We start from the raw sequence: 19,342 nt of genomic DNA, 5'->3' as shown, positions 1-19,342 counted from the left end.
CCGGGTCGGCCGCGGTGGGTCCCGCCGCGGCCGCCCCGGCACTGCTCAGCCCTTCGCCAACGCCCGGGAAATCACCATCCGCTGGATCTGGTTGGTGCCCTCCACGATCTGCAACACCTTGGCCTCGCGCATGTACCGCTCCACCGGGTGATCGGCCACGTAGCCGGCGCCGCCGAGCACCTGCACCGCGTCGGTGGTCACCCGCATCGCCATGTCGGTGGCGAAGAGCTTCGCCTTGGCCGCCTCGATCGCGTACGGGCGGCCGGCGTCGCGCAGCCGGGCCGCGGCGAGGGTCAGCGCGCGGGCGGCGGAGATCTGGGTGGCCGCGTCGGCGAGGAGGAAGCCGAGGCCCTGGAGGTCGATGATGGAGCGGCCGAACTGCTGCCGCTCCCGGGCGTAGGAGACCGCGTAGTCCAGGGCCGCCTGGGCCAGACCGACCGCGCACGCGGCGATGCCCAGGCGACCGGAGTCGAGCGCGGACATGGCGATGGTGAAGCCCGCGCCCTCGCCGCCGATCAGCCGGTCGGCCGGCACCCGCGCCTCGTCGAAGGCGATCTGCGCCACCGGGGAGGCGCGCAGCCCCATCGTCCGTTCCGCGGCCTGCGGGTTGATGCCGGCGGTGCCCGCGTCGGCGAGCAGGCAGGAGATCCCCTTCGGCCCGGGCCCGCCGGTGCGGCAGAAGACGTTGTAGAAGTCGGCCGTGCGCGCATGGGTGATCCAGGCCTTGGTGCCGGACACCAGGTACGCGTCGCCGTCGCGAACCGCCCGGGTGCTCAGCGCCGCCGCGTCCGAGCCACCCTGCGGCTCGGAGAGGCAGTACGCGCCCAGCAGCTCCCCGCCGATCATGTCCGGCAGCAGCTTGCGCTGCTCGTCACTGCCGAACGCGAACACCGGGTAGCAGGACAGGGTGTGCACGCTGACCGCCTCGGCGACCGCGAGCCAGCGGCTGGCCAGGATCTCCAGCACCTGCAGGTACACCTCGTAGGGCTGGGCCGCGCCGCCGTACTCCTCGGGGTAGGGCAGGCCGAGCAGACCGGCACGGCCGAGGGTCCGGAGCACCTCGCGGGGGAATTCGGCGCGCTCCTCGAAGGCGGCGGCCTTCGGCGCGAGCTCGCGGTCGGCGAGCTCGGTGGCGAGACCCAGCAGGTCGTGGGCCTCGTCGGTGGGCAGGATCCGGTCGACAGTCATAGCGCGATGAGCTCCGTGGGGGTGGTGTTGAGCCGTTGCACGCCGTCCGTGGTGCAGACGACGATGTCCTCGATGCGGGCGCCGTGCCGGCCCGCCAGGTAGACGCCCGGTTCGATGGAGAACGCCATCCCGGCCTCGATCGGGCGGTCGTTGCCGGCCACCAGGTAGGGCTCCTCGTGACCGTCGAGACCGATGCCGTGGCCGGTGCGGTGCAGGAAGGCGGGGCCGTAGCCGGCGGCGGCGATCGGGTCGCGGGCCGCGGCGTCGGCCGCCGCGGCGGTTACTCCGGGCCGCACCGCGGCGACCGCGGCGCGCTGGGCGTCGTGCAGCACCGCGTAGTAGTCCAGGAAGTCCGCCGGCGCCGGCGCACCCATCAGGTAGGTGCGGGTGCAGTCCGAGCGGTACCCCGACGCCATCGTGCCGCCGATGTCGACCACCACCGGCTCGCCGGCGCCGATCGGCCGGTCCGAGGTGCCGTGGTGTGGGCTGGCCCCGTTGGGTCCGGCCGCCACGATGACGAAGTCGACGGTGACGTGCCCGGCGGCCCGGATCGCCGCGGCGATGTCGGTGGCGACCTCCGCCTCGGTGCGACCGGGGCGCAGCCACTGCCCCATCCGCAGGTGCACCTCGTCGATCGCCGCGCCGGCCTCGGCGAGGGCCGCGACCTCCGCCGGGGACTTGCGGATCCGCAGCTCGCGCAGCACCTCCCCGGCGAGGCGTTGCGCGGCGCCGGGCAGGGCGGCGCGCAACGCGAGGACCTGCTCGGCCCACATCCGGTCGGCCAGCCCGACCGCCGCGACCGGCCCGCCGAGGGCGGCGACCACCAGGGGGTACGGGTCGGAGCCGTCGACGTGGTCGACGATGCGCACACCGGTGGCCGGTGCCGCCTCCGCCGCCGGACGTTCCAGCCGGGGCACGACGAGGGTCGGCTCACCCACGGCGGGCAGCACCAGGCAGGTCAGCCGCTCCCCCGCGTGGGCGTCATACCCGGTCAGGTACCGCAGGTCGGAGCCGGGGGTGAGCAGCAGGGCATCCAGACCGGCGGCGGCGGTGGCGCGCTGCGCGGCGATCAGCCGATCGGGCGGGTACAGCTCGTCGATTCCCACCCCAGCAGCTTAACGGTCGTTTGGGTAAACCCCCATATCGGTTCCGGCTCGCGGAAATCCACAGGCGTTGATTGACGCGGACAGTTAACACTCTTTAAGATTTGGCTGCCTCGAGGCCCACCCGTTCCTGCGTCCCGCACTCCCGCCCGCGACAACCCTGCGCGGGTGGCGTCGTTCCCCGCCCACGGGAAGGCCCCCGATGTCCTCACCACTGCGCCGCGCCCTCGCCGCCGGCCTGCTCGCGCTGGCCACCGCCGGCGCCACCCTCACCGTCACCTCCACCGCCGCGCAGGCCGTGGTGCTGCCCAACAACTTCAAGAGCGTCGGCTACATGCCCTCCTGGGCCGGCAACATCAACACGATCCAGTACAACAAGCTCACCCACATCAACTACGCCTTCATCCTGCCCAACAGCGACGGCAGCCTGCAGGGGGTCGACGGGGCGCGACTGTCCTCGCTGGTCTCGCAGGGACACGCCAACAACGTCAAGGTGTCGATCGCCGTCGGCGGCTGGAACGACGGCAACGACTCGGCGTTCGAAGCCCTGGCCGCCAACTCCGGCAGCCGGACCAACTTCGTCAACAACCTGGTCAACTTCGTCAACCAGTACAACCTCGACGGCGTCGACATGGACTGGGAGTACCCCGACGCGGGCGCCTCGGCCAACAACTACACGGCGCTCATGACGCAGCTCGGCAGCGCCCTGCACAGCCGGGGCAAGCTGCTCACCGCCGCCGTGGTCTCCGAGGGCCCCAGCGTGCAGGGTGTGCAGACGGCCGTGTTCAACCAGGTCGACTGGCTCAACATCATGGCGTACGACGGCGGCAACCCCCACGCCAACTACGACTGGTCGATCAACAGCATCAACCTGTGGAAGGCGCGTGGCCTGCCGGCCAGCAAGGCGGTGCTCGGCATCCCGTTCTACAGCCGCCCGGTCTACTACAACTACTCGTACATCGTCGGCCTGGACCCGGCGAACGCCAACCGGGACTGCGCCACCATCGGCGGGTCGCAGCAGTGCTGGAACGGCATCCCGACGGTCAAGCGCAAGACGCAGTGGGCGTTGGCCAACGCCGGCGGCGTGATGAACTGGGAGCTGAGCCAGGACACCAGCGGCTCGACCTCACTGCTCAGCGCCATGTACGACACCATCATGGGCGGCACCACCCCGCCGCCGACCGGTCGCACCGGCCAGATCACCGGCCTCGGCGGCAAGTGCGTCGACGTGGCGGCGGCCAGCACCGCCAACGGCGCCGCCATCCAGCTCTACGGCTGCAACGGCACCAACGCCCAGACCTGGACGGTGGCCGGCGACAGCACGCTGCGCGCCCTCGGCAAGTGCGCCGACATCGCCAGCGGCTCCACCGCCAACGGCGCGAAGGTGCAGCTCTGGGAGTGCAACGGCAGCGGCGCCCAGGTGTGGCAGGCCCAGTCCAACGGCACGTTGCGCAACCCGCAGTCGAACAAGTGCCTGGACGTCACGGACAACAGCTCCGCCGACGGCACCCGGCTGCAGATCTGGGACTGCTTCGCCGGCGCCAACCAGCGCTGGACGCTCCCCGCCTGACCGTACGGCCCGCCCGGTCCCCGGTCGACGCCAGGCGTCAGCCGGGGACCCGCGCGTGTGCGCGGGCCAGGGCGAGCATCTCCTGCACCGAGCCGGCCGGGTCGGTGACCGGGAACTGCACGGCACGCACCACCGCCGCCGGGTCGACAAGCAGCGTCAGCCGCTTGAACCGGGTCACCCCGCCGGCCCGGAAGACCGGCAGCAGCAGCCCCGCCGCCAACCGGCCGTCCTGGTCGGACAGCAGCGGAAACGGCAGCCCGGCGTACGCGGCGAAGTCGGCGAGCTGGTCCGGACGCTGGGTGCTGATCCCGTGCACCCGCACCCCGGCGGCCTCGAAGTCCGAGTGACGCTTGGCGTACGTGCTCGACTCCAGGGTGCAGCCCCGGGCGCCGGGGATCTCCGCCCAGCCCGGCGGATAGCCGGGCGTTCCCGGCGCGTACGCCCCAGGGAAGAGGTAGAGGACCGCCCAGGTGTCCATCGTCGCCAACGCGACCGGCCGACCGTCGGGACCGGGCAGGACGACCTCGGGCAGTCGCCGCCCGACCAGGTGGTGGGCCCGGCGCGCCTCGGCGGAGTCGGCGTCGGCCGTCGCGGTCAGCTCACCGTCACCCATGAGATGCCTCGTTCCCCAGTCCTGTAGGGCGATCAGCACCGGCAGCAGCCCCTCGCCCCGAGCGGTGAGCAGGTAGTCGTAGCGCGGTGGGTGTCGCGAGTAGGACCGGCGCTCCAACACCCCGTGCTCGACCAGGGCGGCGAGGCGTTCGGTAAGCGCCCGCCGGCTGACGCCCAGTTCACGTTGCAGCGCGTCGAAGCGGGTCGTCCCCCCGGCGACGTCGCGCACGATGAGGAACGTCCACCAGTCCCCCAGTACGCCGAGCGCCTGCGCGATGCCGCAGTCCGCGTCGGCGAGATCCTCTCGCCGCACCCGCTACCTCCGTCGGTCCTCATCCGACTATAGTGCGTTCCAGATTGGAACTCATTGGTCCGACGAAACGGGGGCCGACGACACGCGCGTCGACGATCGGGCCGGGATCTTCTGGCGTTGGTGGGCCGCCGGCACGACCAGCATGGTCGGGTCGGCGGTCGGCTCGGTGGCCCGGCCGCCGACACCCGTCAGGGCGGTGCGATCACCCGGCGCGCGACGACGCCATCCGTAGCGCGGTGGCGGCGTCCGGCGGACCGAGCACGATCCACGAGCCGTCGGCGAAGAGCAGGGCGAGACGCCCGATCGTGCCGCCGGGCAGCGCGTCGAGGCGGACCAGCGACTCCACGCCCAGCTGCCAGGCCACCTCCAGTGGCACGTCCCGGTCCACCGGGCCGGGCCCCTGCCAGGCCGCCCGCACCTGGTTGGCCGCCGCCGCGAGGCGATCCCGCAGACCGCCGCCGGCAGGTGGCGGCGTCGGGGCCGGTCGACCGCCCTGGCGGCGCAGCACCAGCACACGACGGTTGGTCAGCGCCAGCACCTGGGCGACCGTGGGCTCGGGCAGCCGCTCGTCCAGCCCGACGCCCACCGAACCGGGCGGGCCGCCGAGCACCCCGTTGCGGGCCGCCTGATACCACTCCACGCCGGGCCCGGTGGAGGCGGTCACCCCGACGGCATCCCAGGCCAGCCCCTCCGCCACCCGCAGCGGATTCAACTCGGCACGGAACACCTCCCCGGCCGATCGCCGGCCCGGGACGCGGGTGAACCAGCACGCCTCCCGCAGGGTCTCGCCCGGGGCCAACCCGGCCCCCACCTGAGCGAGCAGCTCCGCTCGGCGCGCCGCCTGCTCGTCCATCGATCCTCCCCGCGTCACGGCGCCCGGTCGGCTGCCGGGTCCGTCCAGGAACTCACGGTACGCCGCCAGCGACTGCCGTCGCCGTCGTCACCGCCGCGGCGATCCTCGTACTCGTCGGCGGAGGAGTTGATGACCATGTCACCGACCGACTGCAACCCCTCGCCGACGATCGACCCGTCCAGTGGGGTGGCGAGCTTGATGCCCATCTTCAGCATGGCCTTCGGGCCGTACAGCTTGTTGATGGTCCACGCGGCGATCTTGCCGACGGTGCCCAGCGCCTTGAGGGCCTCCATCATGGCCTTGTACGCCTCCAGCGCCCGGTGCAGCTGCGCCATGATCCGGGTGGTCCGGCTGACCGCGATGCCGGTCTCCGCCGCCGAGGCGACGGCGGCCGCCGCCTCGGACGCACCGGCGGTGATGATCGCCAACGCCTGCGCGGCGAGCCAGGTGATCACCAGCCACTCGACCAGCTCCCGGATGATGGTCCGGATGATCTCCTCACAGTCGCGCAGGTCCATCGCGGTGTCGCCGAGGCTGTCGGCGGTCCGGGCCATCTCCCCGGCCGCCGCGTCCAACCCCTGCACCAGCGCGTCAATCCGCTTGGCGTACGCCTCGGCCGCCTGACCGGTCCATTCCGGACGCAGCGCGTCCAGGCCCTGCCGCTCCTGCTCGGCGACCTGCCGCAGCTGGGTGGCGGCGTTGCGCCAGGCACCCGCGTGCGCGTCGAGCTGGTCGGGGTCGCCGACGCACAGCTCCAGCAACTGCAGCAGCGGCCAGACGAACGGGTAGAGCAGCGCGTCCAACCCGGTGTTGAGCGCCTCGGAGGCGGGGCTGGTGACCTGGTCCCAGGTGTCGCGGACCTGCTGGTAGCCCTTGGCGACGTCGACGGCGCCCGGCTGGCTCATGACCGCTCCGGGTACTGGCTGGCCAGGTGGTCGGCGTTGCCCGAGTCGGTGTGCTCGTACGCCTCGGCGTTGGCGTGCAGCCCGTCGGCCAGGTCGTGCAGGTACTGGACGAGCGCCTCCAGCGAGGTCACCTCGTCGGCCACCCAGCCGCGGTAGCCGGCGTCCAGGCCGGCCATCTGCCCGATCACGCCGAAGAGGTTGCCCTGGGCGGTGGCCGACTCGACGGTGCGGGCGGTCGACTCGGCGGCCCCGGCGACGGCCTCCTGAGCAGCGGCAGCCGCGCGCAGCGCCGCCGGCTGGACGGTGAAGCCGTCGCCGCTCACCGACGCCTGCCGAACTGGTCGTCGGCGGAGTCGAGCTGCTCCGCGGCCGCACGGAACCGGCCCTTGTCGACCGCCCGGTCGACCATCGATCGCACGTCGACGGCCCCGCCGGTGGCCGGGCCGATGAGCTCCTGGACCACCTCGGCCTGCCGCCGCCCGGCCTCGGCCGCGGCCTCCCGCTGGGTCGCCACGATGCGCTCCGCCAGCTCCTGCGGCCCCAGCCGCAACGCCGAGGTGCTCAGCGTGAGCCGGACCGGCATCCCCCCGGGCGCCACCACCGCGACGACGCCCTCCGGGGACCGCGCCTCGCCGTACAGCCGCTCGGGGTCGTCACCGAGCTCGGCCAGCCCCGCGAACCGCTCCCGCGTGTCGGCCACCAACCGCCCGAACCAGGCCCGGGTCTCGTCACTCACACTCACCGTCACCCCCGTCAGAACCGTACGAGCGACGAGCGTACCGATGCCGGTCCAACCTGGCTGTCCCGTGCCGTGGCTCGGCGTGCGCGCGGATCCGCCAGCGCCGGGGTTTTCCCCTTCGCACGGCGGGTGGGGCCATAGCCTGGATCCGGGAACGCCCGCGCGGGCGCCCGGCCGGGAGGATCACGTGGCAACGAACGAGGCGAACCGGACGGCCACCCGCCGACGCCGTCAGCTGTGGGCCGGGGTCCTCGCGCTCGTCGGCCTGGTCCTGCTGATCATCGGCGTCACCGTGGCCGACGGTGTCGCGGCCTGGGTGGAGGTGCTTGTCGCGATCCTGCTGCTGGTGACCAGTTACGTCGTGCAGCACCTGGCCCGGCGGGCGACCGTCTACCGGCACGACGAGCGGCGCTGACACCGCCGACGGCCGGGCGTACCCCGGATCGTCGGGGGCTTGTGCCAGGCTGTCCGGCGTGGCACACCGACCCCCGATCCTGCTGATCGACGCAGCCAGCCTCTACTTCCGGGCCTACTTCGGCATTCCGGAGTCTGCCGCGCGCACCGCGGACGGCACCCCGGTCAACGCGGTGCGCGGCTTCCTCGACATGCTCGCCACCCTCATCCGCGGGCGCGGCGCCGACCGGATGGTCTGCGCACTGGACCACGACTGGCGGCCCGCGTGGCGGGTCGACCTGTTGCCGTCGTACAAGGCGCACCGGGTCGCCCCACAGGGCGGCGAGATCGTTCCGGACACCCTCTCCCCGCAGGTGCCGATGATCCTGGAGGTGCTGGCGGCGGTCGGCATCACCGCCGTCGGCGCGACCGGCTACGAGGCCGACGACGTGCTCGGCACGCTGTCGGTCACCCAGCCGGGGCCGGTCGAGGTGGTCTCCGGCGACCGGGACCTGTTCCAGCTCATCGACGACACCCGGCCGGTCCGGCTGCTCTACGTCGGGCGCGGCGTGGCCAAGCTCGACGACTGCGACGACGCCGCGGTGCGGGCCCGCTACGGCGTGCCGGCCGACCGCTACGCCGACTTCGCCGCGCTGCGCGGTGACCCCAGCGACGGGCTGCCCGGCGTGACGGGCGTCGGCGAGAAGACCGCCGCCCGGCTCATCGAGCGCTACGGCAGCATCGCCGGCATCCTGGCCGCGCTCGACGACTCCGACTCGTCCTTCGCACCGGGCCTACGCACCAAGCTGGCCGCGGCACGCGACTACCTGGCCGTCGCGCCGACGGTGGTCCGGGTCGCGCTGGACGTGCCGCTGCCGGAGCTGGCCACCGAGCTGCCGACCGCGCCGGTCGACCCGGACCGGCTGGTCGAGCTTGCCGGCCAGTGGAACCTGGCCGGCTCGACCCGCCGCCTGGTGGACGCCCTCGCGGCCCGCACCGACGCCGCCTGAGCGCCGGGTTCGCAGCGCCCCGGGTTCGCAGCGCGCCGATGTCGCAGCGCGCCTGCTTCGCAGCGCCCGGCCCGCGGGCGTGGTCGCCGCCGTTGGCGGCGGCGCGGGCGGGCGAGGCCGGGCTTCAGGGGCGCAGCCTCGCCGCGAGGTCGCCGATCGCGCCCATCGCGTACCGCTGCATCCCCGGGCCGAAGGTGATGCGCGTGGCGCCGTGGCGGCCCAGCTCGGTCACGGACTCCCGGTCCGGGTCGGCGGCCATGTTGAGCGGCCCCGCGATGCCCTCCCGCAAGCGCGGGAGCACCGCCAACGGGGCCAGGATCGGGTAGACGCAGTCGGCGCCGGCCGCCACGTAGAGACGGGCACGACGCACCGCGTCGGCCGGGTCACCCTGCCCGACCAGGAAGGTGTCGACGCGCGCGTTGACGAAGAGCGCGTCACCCGCCTGCGCCCGCACCTCGGCCAGCCAGTCGGCGTGCCGCTGCGCATCCTTGAGCGTGCCGTGACCGTCCGAGTCCTCCAGGTTGCAGCCGACGACACCGGCGTCCAGGAGCCGCCCGATCAACTCGCGAGGGGCGAGCCCGTAACCGCCCTCGACGTCGGCGGACACGGGCACGGACACGGCCCGGACGATCCGCGCCACCGCCGCGAACATCTCATCGGCCGGGGTCGCGCCGTCCTCGTACCCGAGCGAGGCGGCGACCCCGGCGCTCGGGGTCGCGAGCGCCGGGAAGCCGGCGTCGGCGAACACCCGCGCACTGCCGGCGTCCCAGGGCCCGGGCAGGACGAGCGGGTCGCCGTCGGGGCGGTCGTGGTGCAGGGCGCGGAAGGTGGAGGCTGTCATCGTTCAGGGCTCCCGGGGGTTGCGCAGGGGCGGGATCAGGCGGTGTACCCGCCGTTGGAGTCAAGCACGGCGCCGGTGATGTACGAGGCCGCGGGGCTGGCCAGGAACGCGATGGTGGCGGCGGTCTCGGCGGCGTCGCTGACGCGTTGGAGCGCGACGTCCGCGCCGGCGTCGGCCAGAGCGCGGGCCGTGGCCGTGCCGAGACCGCGTGATCCGCCGGTGACGAGCGCGACCTTGCCCGCAAGAGGCTGTGTGATGAGTCGTTCCTCTCCGTGACCGAATTCTTGACCGTTCGGTCCACCATAGGCTTGATGGACTGAGCGGTCAAGAATCGCTAAGCTGGTCACATGGCCAGGCCACGGCAGTTCGACGAGGAGCAGGTGCTACGCGCCGTCCGGGACCAGTTCTGGGATGCCGGTTACGCGGCGACCTCGCTGGAGGACCTGGTCCGCGTCAGCGGGTTGGGAAAGGGCAGCCTCTACGGCGCCTTCGGCGACAAGCACCGGCTGTTCCTGCGCGCGCTGCGGGAATACACCGACACCAGCGGCGGCTACCTGCGCGACATGCTCACGTCCACCCCGCGTGCCGTGGACGCGCTGCGCGCGTTCGTCATGGCACCGGTGCACGACCCGGGCGGGGCCGCCGCCCGGCGCGGTTGCCTGATGGCCAACAGCACGTACGAACTCGCCACCAGCGACCCGGACGTCCTCGCCGAGGCCCGCCGCACCTACGAGGCGACGACCGACCTGGTCGCGCAGTGCGTCGGACGCGCCCAGGACGAGGGTGACCTGCCACGCGACGTCGATCCGGTCGAAACGGCGCGCGCCCTGCTCGCCGCGCAGCAGGGACTCGTGTTCATGGGGCGGACCGGCCTGGACATCGACACGCTGACCGCCACCGCCCGCACCATCGCCGCCAGGTTCCTCCCGGACGCCTGACCGGGGCGCGTTTACTTGATCTTGCGGGTGGACCGGACCACGATGCCCTCGTACTCCGGGTGCTTCACCAGCCAGTCGGCGAGGAACGGACAGATGGGCACGACGGTCCGCTTCCTGGCCCGCGCGTCGTCCATCACCGCGCGCGCCAGCGTCGACCCGACACCCCTGCCCTCGAAGGCCGGATCGACCTCGGTGTGGGTGTAGGCGATGATGCTGCCGGTCAGCTGATAGGTGACAAACCCGGCGAGCGCCCCCGCCTCGTCACGCGCCTCGAAACGCTCCCGCTCCGGCGCGTCTGCCACGGTGATCTGCATCCGACCATCCAACCACCCACCCCGCGCCACCCACCGTGCGGCCGGGCTGGAGGTGACGCCGCGCGCATTGTCCCGGCGGTAACGGGAAACGCAGCGCCGCCGGCCGGGACGTGGGCCGCCGGCCGGGACGTGGGAGGAGACGCGCCACATGACGAACCCGTCGAGGGACCTCGGCTTCGCCGTGGTGGAGATGTTCACCTCGCAGGGCTGTTCGAGCTGCCCTCCGGCGGAGGAGGTGCTGACCGAGATCGAGCGCGACGCCCGGGATCGGGGGCAACCCGTCTTCGCCCTCGGCTTCCACGTCGACTACTGGGACGATCTGGGCTGGCCCGACCGCTTCGCGGACGCGGCGTACACCGCGCGGCAGGAGGCGTACGCCCGCGCCTTCGGCACCGGACGGCTGTACACACCGCAGATGGTCGTCAACGGAACCGTCGAGTTCGTCGGCTCCGACCGTCGGCGTGCGGCCAGCGCGATCGCGTCCGCCCTGACGTCGACCGCCACCACGCCGGTCACACTCACCGCACCGGACCTCGGCGGGCAGCGGGTGGCGGTGGACTACCAGATCGCGCAGCCGCCGCAGGGGGCGGTGCTGCACGTGGCGATCGTGGAACGCGGCCTGGACAGCGAGATCGCCCGGGGGGAGAACGCCGGACGGACGCTCCGACAGGACAACGTGGTCCGCGCCTTCACGTCCGTGGATCCGCACGCCGAGCGGGGACGGGTGGAGCTCGCGGCGCCACCGGATCTCGATCCGCGCGGCGCCACCGTCGTCGGCTACGTGCAGGAGAACGGCAACCGGGCCGTCCTCGGTGCCACCGCCGTCGACCTGTCCACCGCGTAATCTCGGCACATGCTGATCGTGTGCGCTGCGGGGGGCCTCGGTGGTTGACGCCGATGACGTACGCCGGATGGCGCTGGCCCTGCCGCACGTGGTGGAGAATCCCAGTGACGGCTTCGACTTCCGGGTGGCCGACAAGGGCTTCGTCTGGTCCTATCCGGAGCGCGTCCCCGGAAAGCCCCGGGTGATCCGACTCGACATCGCCGTGCTGTTCGTCGGTGACGAGGCCGAGAAGCAGGCGCTCCTGCTCGGCGAGCCCGACCTCTTCTTCACCACGCCCGGCTACCACGGCCTGCCCCTGGTGCTGCTGCGGCTGGCGGTGGTGGACCTCGAGCGTCTGCGCGAGCTGGTGACCGACGCGTGGCGGATGCGGGCACCGGAGGCGCTCCTGGGCGACGTCGACGACGGCGTGTCGGTCGACGCGACGGAAGCGGGCACCGGCAGCTAGGGTCTGCGTCAAAGCCCCTGGCCGGCCTGCGGCGAGTCCAGCTCGACCGAGGGCTTTGACACAGACCCTGGCGACATCGGCACGCAACGGGTTGGACACATTGACGGGGATCTCGGTGCTCCACTACCGTGACCTGTGAGAGCGCTCTCTCACTCGACCTTCCCCCCAATTCAGACGCACCGCGTCGGGCCCGGCTAGGGCCGCATCCCGGCGCGCGATGGAGGCACCATGAAACCTCCCGTCCCCCGCCGCCGCTGGGCCCTGGCCACGGCCACCGCTCTGGCCCTGGTCGTCGGCGGTCTCGCGATCCCCGTCACCCGCGCCGCGGAGGCCGCACCCGTGGGCGCCGGCAGCTACACCACCACCGGAGTCGGCCCGCTCCCCACCGGATGCGGCGCGATGTCCAGCAACCCCCGGCAGTTCGCCACCGCCAACGCGCCGGCCGGGCCGATACCCACCAACGACTGGTGGTCCTCGCTGCTGTGGAAGCGCACCGACTGCTCCTTCAGCGAACCGCTGCACGCCCACCCGATCTCGTACGACACCTTCACCGACGGCCTGGGCTTCTCCGCCAACTCCACGCCCGCCATCAGCGGCACCGCGACCGGCGTCGGCGAATACCACTACCCCTACGTCCAGGACATCCGGGTCGGCGTGGCCGGGCTCGGCGCACCCCAGGTCAGGGTGGACGGCTGGACCGACTGGACGGTCAGCCCACACTGGAGCGACGGCACCCGCACCATGCGCGCCACCATCGGCCACGGGCTGCCCTTCGCGTACTTCCAGACCACCGGCGGCGACGCGGTGATCGGCACCGCCGGCACCCCCGAGGTGTGGTCCGCAGGCGGCGCCACCATCGGCTTCCGGGTCAACGGTCACGACTACGTCGGGTACGCGCCCAGCGGCGCCACCTGGACTGTCGCCGGGGGCCGGCTCTCGTCCACCCTCGCCGGTCGGGGCTACTTCTCCGTCGCCCTGCTGCCGCCCACGTCCAGCGCCACGGAACGCGCCGACCTGGCCGCCACCTACGGCCGGTACGCGCACGCCCACGTGACCGGCACCCAGGTCTCGTACGCGTACAACCCGGCCACCAGCGGCGTGACCACCACGTACGCGTTCACCACCACCGCCCGGGAGGGCACCGCCACGCAGACCGTGGTCAGCCTCTACCCGCACCAGTGGAAGTCGCTGAGCGGATCCACCGCGATCACGCCGACCTACCCGTCGGCGCGCGGACGGATGAAGGTGCTCACCGGCGTCAACCAGTTCCGTACCGCCATGAAGTTCCAGGGCATCCTGCCGGAACTGCCGGCCGTCGGCGACGGCAGCGGCAGCGACCTGGCGACGCTCACCGGTCAGTTGGCCGCCGCCCGCGCCAACCCGATGGACCAGCGCGGCAACGACACCTACTGGACCGGCAAGGGGCTCGGCCGGGCCGCCCGCATCGCCGAGATCGCCGACCTGGTCAACGACACCGCGACCCGCGACAGCGCGCTGAACGCCATCCGCAGCACGCTCACCGACTGGTTCACCGCGTCCAGCGGCAAGGCCAGCCGGGTCTTCTACTACGACAACAACTGGGGCACCCTGATCGGCTACCCGGCGTCGTACGGCTCCGACCAGGAACTCAACGACCACCACTTCCACTACGGCTACTACATCGCCGCCGCCGCCACGCTTGCCAAGTTCGACCCGACCTGGGCCACCACCAGCCGCTACGGCGGCATGGTGGACCTGCTGATCCGCGACGCCAACAACTACCGCCGCGACGACACCCGCTTTCCCTACCTGCGGGACTTCGACATCTACGCCGGCCACGACTGGGCGTCCGGGCACGGCTCGTTCGGCTCCGGCAACAACCAGGAGTCCTCGTCGGAGGGGATGAACTTCGCCAGCGCCCTCATCCAGTGGGGGCAGGTCACCGGCGACACCGCCGTCCGTGACGCCGGCGTGTTCCTCTACACCACCCAGGCCGCCGCCATCGCGGAGTACTGGTTCGACGTCAGCGACCAGAACTTCCCCGCCGCCTTCGGGCACTCGACGGTCGGCATGGTCTGGGGCGACGGCGGCGCGTACGCCACCTGGTTCAGCGGCGAGCCGGAGATGATCCAGGGCATCAACCTGCTGCCGATCACCGGCGGGCACCTCTACCTGGGCAACAACCCGGCGTACGTGCGGACCAACTACGCCGAACTGGTCCGCAACAACGGCGGACCGCCGACGGTGTGGCAGGACATCCACTGGCAGTTCCAGGCCCTCGGCGACCCGGACGCGGCGCTGGCGAACCTCCGCGCGAACCCCGGCTACACCCCGGAGGAGGGCGAGAGCCGGGCACACACCTTCCACTGGATCCGCAACCTCGCGGCGCTGGGCACCGTCGACACCACGGTGACCGGCAACCACCCGCTGTCGGCGGTGTTCTCGCGCAACGGCGCGCGCACCTACGTGGCGTCGAACCCGACCGCCGCCCCGATCACCGTGACGTTCTCCAACGGCACCACCCTCACCGTGGGAGCCGGGAAGACGGCGACCACCGGGGCGTACACGTGGAGTGGGGGCAACGCCTCCGGCGGCGTACCTCCGACGACCACCCCACCGACGACCACGCCGCCACCGACGACGGCGCCGCCGACGACCCCGCCGCCGACGACCGGCGGTCCCACCCGGTACCTGCTGCCCGGGGGTGGGTTGGGCGCCGCCGGCAGCGCGGCCACGGCGACTGTCGCGGCCGCCAACGGCAACCACGACGGTACGCCCACCAACCCGCAGGTCTTCACGGCGACCGGCCTCAACCTCGCCTACTCCGGCGGGCAGACCGCTGTCGACCTGTTCGTGGATGCCGGGACGGCGGTCGGCAACGGTGTGCAGGTGCGGGTCTCCTACGACCTCACCGGCAACGGCAGTTGGGAGCGGGTGGAGACGCTGCGCTACTTCGCCACCGACCCGGTGCCCGGCTACGAGCACTACACCCAGAGCGCCGGCCTGGCCTCGGCCACCGGCACGTTGGGCACGTTGAGCAACGGCACGGTCCGGGTGGAGATCTGGTCGGCGATCGGCAACAACCCCAGCACCGTGGGCATCGGCAACCAGTCGGTGGTGCGGCTGCCGTACTCCTGATCGGCTCGTGCACGGCGAACGGCCGGTGTGCGGGACCAGGAATGGTCCCGCACACCGGCCGACGGGGACGGGTCGATCAGTCGTGCTCGGTCAGTCGTGCTCGGTCAGGAGGCGGTGCAGGTGGGCGTGATGCCAGCCCCGCTGCCGGTGCCCTGGAAGCCGAACTCGGCGACCTGGCCGGCGGCGAGCCGGCCGTTGTAGTTGACGTTGGCGAACCGGACCGTGCCGGTGGAGCCACTGGCCGTCGCACTCCAGGTGTTGGTGACACTCGCGCCACTGGGCAGCGTGACGCTGACGTTCCACCCGTTCGTGCCGGCCGAGCCGGCGGTGACCTTCACGCTGGCCACGAAACCACCGGTCCACGAGTTGACCGACACCGACGCCGTGCAACCCTCCGGGCCCGGCGGGGGCGTCGTGGGCGGCGGGGTGGTGGGCGGAGGAGTCGTGGGCGGCGGGGTGGTGGGGCCGGGCGTCGTCGGCCCCGGCGTCGTCGGCGACGGGGTGATCGCCGGGCCGGCGTTGAGGGCGTTCAGAACGCTGGTGTACGCGGCCTTCTTGTTACCGCTGCACTCGAAGAGCAGGGCGTTGTCCGACCCACGCCACGAGTCACAGTCGCGCACACCCCACGTGGTGATGCCGGTGCAACGCGAGACGTTCATGCACGCGCGGGTGACCCCGGCGAAGACGTTCGCCTGGTTGCCGCCGCTCATCACGTCCAGCTCGGTGATCTGCACGTCCACGCCGAGATCGGCGAAACGCTGCAGATTGGCCTGGTAGTCACTGGACAACGACGTGCCCAGGTGCGACTGGAAACCCACGCAGTCGATCGGCACACCACGGGACTTGAAGTCCCGCACCATGTTGTAGATCCCGGTCGACTTCGCGTTGATCCCGTCGGTGTTGTAGTCGTTGTAACACAACTTCGCACCCGGATCCGCCGCCCGCGCCGCCCGGAACGCCGCCTCGATCCAGTCGTTACCGGTGCGCTGCAGGTTCGAGTCACGCCGCCCACCACTGTTGCCGTCGGCGAACGCCTCGTTCACCACGTCCCACGCGTAGATCTTGCCCTTGAAGTGGGTCGCGACCTGCGTGACGTGGTTCATCATCGCGCTGCGCAACGCGCTGCCAGACATGTTCTGCGCCCAGCCGGGCTCCTGCTGATACCACAGCAGCGCGTGGCCCCGCACACTCATACCGTTGGCCTGCGCGTGCGCGACCAGCCGGTCACCACCTGTGTAGTTGAACCGACCCTGCTGCGGCTCGGTCGCGTCCCACTTCATGTCGTTCTCGGCCACGACACTGTTGAACTCGCGGTTCAGGATCGTCACATACGTGTTGTCGGAGAGCTTCTGCCCCGCGACGGCCGCGCCGAAGTAGCGGCCCTTCTCGGCCGCCGACGCCTTCAGGGTCGTGCCGGCACTGGCCGTGGAGGTCAGCGTCATCGTCATGCCGGCGGCGAGTGCGCCGGTGGCAGCGACGGTCACCGCCAATCGCAGGACTCTCTTGTGATTCATGCGAATTCCTTGTCTGTGGTGGTTCGGTGATGGAGGTGCAGCGCCCGAATCTGCTCCTGCGAAGTCGGTGACATCGGCGCTGTCGACGCCAGCCCGCCGTGGGGTCGGCTCACCAGCGCGAAACCAGGAAGCCCAGTCGCCAGCACGGCACCGGTGGTGGGAGACCCCGACACGACGTCCGGCATGCCCTGGGCGGACGTCGCGCTCCGAGGTGCGGCCGACAGGCTCGCCCGGTGAACCACAGGTGCGGCCGCCCTCAACCATCGACTGTGAGCGATAACATGCCGTTCGTCAAGTCGTAACGATCCGCCGCCGGGATGCGTGTCGCTCCGGTCGTCACGCCGGGGCACGGCGCTGCCGGAGCCGCCCACGGACGGCTCCGGCAGCAGGCGTCACTGGAACGAGGCGTCGTCGACGAGGAGGCCGTCGGTGCCCGCCGCCGTCTCGACGTAGAAGGTCGCGTTGGACAGCGTGCCGCTCCACGACACGGTCGTCGTGCCGGTGAGCAGGGTCCAGCCGTTGACGTTCACCCCCACGGCCGGGGTGAGCTGGACGTAGTTCGTCGTGCCGTTCGCGGTCAGCGACAGGGTCGCCTTGGCCGACGGTGTGCCGCTCTGCGCCCGTACCCAGACGTTCGTGGTGTAGGTCTTGCCGTTGGTGAGCTTCGAGGTCACGTCCTGGCCGGGGCCGTTCCACGCCCCGGTCCGGCCGGTGATCGACAGCGACCCGCCGCCGCCGTGGGCGACCGACGTGTTCCGGGAAAGCGTCCCGCTGCCGTGCACACTCCAGCCCGTCGTGCCGTTCTCCACGTCACCGTTGGTGAGCACGGTGCCGCTGCCGCCGGTGCCGGTGAACTGCCACCAGTTGATGTTGAACAGGTTGCCGCTACCGCCGGCGAAGCGCAGGTACAGGTCGTGGGTGCCGGTGGCGCCGTTGACCGCGCAGGTGGTGCTGGTCCAGGTCTGCCAGCCGCCGGTGCCGCCCACGGTGCAGGTGCCGACGACCGGGCCGGTGGCACTGTCGAGGCGGACCTCGATGCGCCCACCGCTGGTGGCCGAGGCGACCCGGGCGGTGAACGACGTCGCGCCCGCGCCGAACGCGACGCCCTTGACCTTGACGTAGTCGCCGTTCTCGATCCACCCGACGTTCATACCGCCCTCGCTGGCGACCTCGGTCTCGATCCCGGAGCCCCACGCGATCGTCTCGGCCTCCTGGCGCACGTACGGGTTCAGGGTGCCCACCTGCGGCGCCCCGGTCGTGCTCATCGTGATCGTCGGGAACGTGCCATTGGAGTTGTAGGAGAACTTCTCCACCGCCACCGACCTGGTGTAACCACTACCGCCGGGCAACGCACCGTTGTGGTAGAAGAAGTACGATCCGCCGTTGAAGTCGACGACCCCGGCGTGATTGGTGAAACTCGCACCCTGCCGCGGCATGATCGTCCCGCGGTACGTCCACGGGCCCGTCGGACCGGTAGCCGTCGAGTACGCGATGAACTCCGAACAACACTCCGCCGCGAACACGTTGTAGTACAACCCGTTGCGCTTGAACACCCACGGCCCCTCCTCGTACAGCGTCGGCCGGGAGGCGTTCCCCGTCCGAGTGCCGAAGCCCGCGGTCGTCAACGGAATCCGCGTCGCGCTGCCCGAGTAGGAGATCATGTCCGCGTTCAGCCGCACGTACCACAGACCGGGATTACCCCAGTACAGGTAGGCCTGCCCGTCATCGTCGATGAACACGTTCGGATCGATCTCGTTGTTGCCCACCAGGGGCCGACCGAGCGCGTCACGGAACGGCCCGGTCGGGCTGTCCGCCACGCCGACGCCGATGACCATCTGCCCGTTCGACCGCTGCCGCACCGGCACGTACCAGTAGAACTTCCCGTTGCGGGCGACCACGTGACCGGCCCACGCGTTGGCGTCCGCCCACGCGAACGTCGCCAGACTCATCGGCGACCCGTGATCGGTCCAGTTCACCATGTCCGCCGACGAGAACACCCGCCAGTCGCGCATGGTGAAGTACGTCGAACCGTCCTCGTCGTGCCCGGTGTACAGATACACCCGACCGTCGTGCACCAACGGTGCCGGATCAGCGGTGTAGACGTGCTGGACGATCGGATTGTCCGCCTTCGAGGCGGTGGCGGGGGCCAGTGCGAGGACGCAGACGAAACTCGCCAGCCAGGCGACGGCGCGCCTGAGCCCGCGGGTGGTCCGGGTGGTGGTGGTTCGGGTTCTCACCTTCACGATTACTCCCAGAGAGAGCGCGCTGTGCGCGAGGCCCGCGTCGAGTCGACGAGTCACCGCTACCCGGGTTGCCGGTCGAACGGGCCGCACCGTGCGCGTGCGAAGGAGCACGGGCACCCGTGTTAGCGCTAACAGATCTTCGTCAATGCTTTCCTCGGCGCCTGACCTGGACTTTTGAGCGATGCGGAATGGCCGCCGTAACGACATCGCCGCACGGATGTAGCGACGACGACATCCAAGATTTACGATGCAACGTACTGAGCTGTGCCGCCGACGTCAACGGGGCGGCACCGCCGGCCGGCAGCGACTGCCCGTTACGCGCTGTTATCTTGTGGTGGCCAGAAGCCCCATCCGCGTCCATTCCGGACCAACGGCCACCCCCTCGACGGCCGCCGACCAG

General features: G+C 71.6%; 19 protein-coding genes. 7 read left to right on the top strand and 12 right to left on the bottom strand.

Translation table 11 applies throughout. The features are described from left to right. Nucleotides 1-45: 45 nt before the first annotated feature. Together AB0B14_RS21550 and AB0B14_RS21545 are read right to left on the bottom strand one after the other, a co-directional pair. Nucleotides 46-1,188: an acyl-CoA dehydrogenase family protein gene (locus AB0B14_RS21550; protein ID WP_357523770.1), complete on the bottom strand. Its 1,143-nt coding sequence runs from the start codon at nucleotides 1,186-1,188 to the stop codon at nucleotides 46-48. Further along, on the bottom strand, nucleotides 1,185-2,294 hold the full coding sequence (locus tag AB0B14_RS21545) for a Xaa-Pro peptidase family protein (protein ID WP_357067315.1): 1,110 nt from the start codon (nucleotides 2,292-2,294) through the stop codon (nucleotides 1,185-1,187). The genes AB0B14_RS21550 and AB0B14_RS21545 overlap by 4 nt, the downstream gene beginning before the upstream one ends. 199 nt (nucleotides 2,295-2,493) lie before the next feature. Between AB0B14_RS21545 and AB0B14_RS21540 the strand changes: the two genes are divergently transcribed. Further along, nucleotides 2,494-3,861 (top strand): glycosyl hydrolase family 18 protein, encoded by a 1,368-nt coding sequence (locus AB0B14_RS21540; protein WP_357067313.1) that lies wholly within the window; start codon nucleotides 2,494-2,496, stop codon nucleotides 3,859-3,861. 37 nt (nucleotides 3,862-3,898) lie between these two features. Here the strand turns inward: AB0B14_RS21540 and AB0B14_RS21535 are convergent, their stop codons facing one another. The 5 genes from AB0B14_RS21535 to AB0B14_RS21515 all read right to left on the bottom strand — a co-directional run bounded on the left by AB0B14_RS21535 (nucleotide 3,899) and on the right by AB0B14_RS21515 (nucleotide 7,280). Beyond that, the gene (locus AB0B14_RS21535; protein WP_357067311.1) at nucleotides 3,899-4,786 is read right to left on the bottom strand and encodes a winged helix-turn-helix transcriptional regulator; all 888 of its coding nucleotides are present in this window, start codon (nucleotides 4,784-4,786) and stop codon (nucleotides 3,899-3,901) included. A 202-nt stretch (nucleotides 4,787-4,988) separates the two neighbouring features. Next, nucleotides 4,989-5,639: a hypothetical protein gene (locus AB0B14_RS21530; RefSeq protein ID WP_357523768.1), complete on the bottom strand. Its 651-nt coding sequence runs from the start codon at nucleotides 5,637-5,639 to the stop codon at nucleotides 4,989-4,991. A 14-nt stretch (nucleotides 5,640-5,653) separates the two neighbouring features. Continuing rightward, entirely contained in the window at nucleotides 5,654-6,544 is an 891-nt protein-coding gene (locus AB0B14_RS21525) for a WXG100 family type VII secretion target (protein WP_357067307.1), read from the bottom strand. Continuing rightward, on the bottom strand, nucleotides 6,541-6,867 hold the full coding sequence (locus AB0B14_RS21520) for a type VII secretion target (RefSeq protein ID WP_357523766.1): 327 nt from the start codon (nucleotides 6,865-6,867) through the stop codon (nucleotides 6,541-6,543). Before AB0B14_RS21520 ends, AB0B14_RS21525 begins: the two co-directional genes overlap by 4 nt. After that, nucleotides 6,864-7,280 carry a YbaB/EbfC family nucleoid-associated protein gene (locus tag AB0B14_RS21515; RefSeq protein WP_357523764.1) on the bottom strand — a complete coding sequence of 139 codons (417 nt, stop codon included), beginning with the start codon at nucleotides 7,278-7,280 and terminating at the stop codon, nucleotides 6,864-6,866. The genes AB0B14_RS21520 and AB0B14_RS21515 overlap by 4 nt, the downstream gene beginning before the upstream one ends. Before the next feature lie 190 nt (nucleotides 7,281-7,470). Here AB0B14_RS21515 and AB0B14_RS21510 point away from each other — a divergent pair, with 190 nt between their 5' ends. Further along, the gene (locus AB0B14_RS21510; protein ID WP_357067301.1) at nucleotides 7,471-7,698 is read left to right on the top strand and encodes a hypothetical protein; all 228 of its coding nucleotides are present in this window, start codon (nucleotides 7,471-7,473) and stop codon (nucleotides 7,696-7,698) included. Between the two features lie 58 nt (nucleotides 7,699-7,756). After that, nucleotides 7,757-8,686: a 5'-3' exonuclease gene (locus tag AB0B14_RS21505; protein WP_357067299.1), complete on the top strand. Its 930-nt coding sequence runs from the start codon at nucleotides 7,757-7,759 to the stop codon at nucleotides 8,684-8,686. A gap of 124 nt (nucleotides 8,687-8,810) precedes the next feature. On the opposite strand, the gene AB0B14_RS21500 is transcribed toward AB0B14_RS21505, so the two are convergent. Both AB0B14_RS21500 and AB0B14_RS21495 read right to left on the bottom strand, forming a co-directional pair. Next, complete coding sequence (locus AB0B14_RS21500; RefSeq protein ID WP_357523762.1) at nucleotides 8,811-9,527, bottom strand: isocitrate lyase/phosphoenolpyruvate mutase family protein; 717 nt, start codon at nucleotides 9,525-9,527, stop codon at nucleotides 8,811-8,813. Nucleotides 9,528-9,562: 35 nt separating this feature from the next. Then, the gene (locus AB0B14_RS21495; RefSeq protein ID WP_357523761.1) at nucleotides 9,563-9,874 is read right to left on the bottom strand and encodes an SDR family oxidoreductase; all 312 of its coding nucleotides are present in this window, start codon (nucleotides 9,872-9,874) and stop codon (nucleotides 9,563-9,565) included. Here AB0B14_RS21495 and AB0B14_RS21490 point away from each other — a divergent pair, their 5' ends adjacent. Further along, complete coding sequence (locus AB0B14_RS21490) at nucleotides 9,875-10,465, top strand: TetR/AcrR family transcriptional regulator (RefSeq protein WP_357067293.1); 591 nt, start codon at nucleotides 9,875-9,877, stop codon at nucleotides 10,463-10,465. It begins immediately after the preceding gene. 11 nt (nucleotides 10,466-10,476) lie between these two features. Here the strand turns inward: AB0B14_RS21490 and AB0B14_RS21485 are convergent, their stop codons facing one another. Continuing rightward, nucleotides 10,477-10,779 (bottom strand): GNAT family N-acetyltransferase, encoded by a 303-nt coding sequence (locus AB0B14_RS21485; RefSeq protein ID WP_357523759.1) that lies wholly within the window; start codon nucleotides 10,777-10,779, stop codon nucleotides 10,477-10,479. 148 nt (nucleotides 10,780-10,927) lie between these two features. Between AB0B14_RS21485 and AB0B14_RS21480 the strand changes: the two genes are divergently transcribed. The 3 genes from AB0B14_RS21480 to AB0B14_RS21470 all read left to right on the top strand — a co-directional run bounded on the left by AB0B14_RS21480 (nucleotide 10,928) and on the right by AB0B14_RS21470 (nucleotide 15,185). Next, nucleotides 10,928-11,623: a DUF1223 domain-containing protein gene (locus AB0B14_RS21480; protein ID WP_357523757.1), complete on the top strand. Its 696-nt coding sequence runs from the start codon at nucleotides 10,928-10,930 to the stop codon at nucleotides 11,621-11,623. Between the two features lie 40 nt (nucleotides 11,624-11,663). Continuing rightward, entirely contained in the window at nucleotides 11,664-12,068 is a 405-nt protein-coding gene (locus AB0B14_RS21475; protein ID WP_357523755.1) for an MmcQ/YjbR family DNA-binding protein, read from the top strand. A 228-nt stretch (nucleotides 12,069-12,296) separates the two neighbouring features. Continuing rightward, the gene (locus AB0B14_RS21470; protein ID WP_357523753.1) at nucleotides 12,297-15,185 is read left to right on the top strand and encodes a glycosyl hydrolase; all 2,889 of its coding nucleotides are present in this window, start codon (nucleotides 12,297-12,299) and stop codon (nucleotides 15,183-15,185) included. 104 nt (nucleotides 15,186-15,289) lie between these two features. On the opposite strand, the gene AB0B14_RS21465 is transcribed toward AB0B14_RS21470, so the two are convergent. Continuing rightward, the gene (locus tag AB0B14_RS21465) at nucleotides 15,290-16,633 is read right to left on the bottom strand and encodes an endo-1,4-beta-xylanase (protein WP_357067866.1); all 1,344 of its coding nucleotides are present in this window, start codon (nucleotides 16,631-16,633) and stop codon (nucleotides 15,290-15,292) included. 458 nt (nucleotides 16,634-17,091) lie between these two features. Then, complete coding sequence (locus tag AB0B14_RS21460) at nucleotides 17,092-18,876, bottom strand: family 43 glycosylhydrolase (protein WP_357067864.1); 1,785 nt, start codon at nucleotides 18,874-18,876, stop codon at nucleotides 17,092-17,094. Nucleotides 18,877-19,342: the final 466 nt, after the last annotated feature.

Origin of the sequence: Micromonospora sp. NPDC049171, from assembly GCF_040648275.1 — a bacterium.
GTDB lineage: Bacteria > Actinomycetota > Actinomycetes > Mycobacteriales > Micromonosporaceae > Micromonospora.
This window is presented reverse-complemented; position numbering and strand designations above follow the sequence as displayed.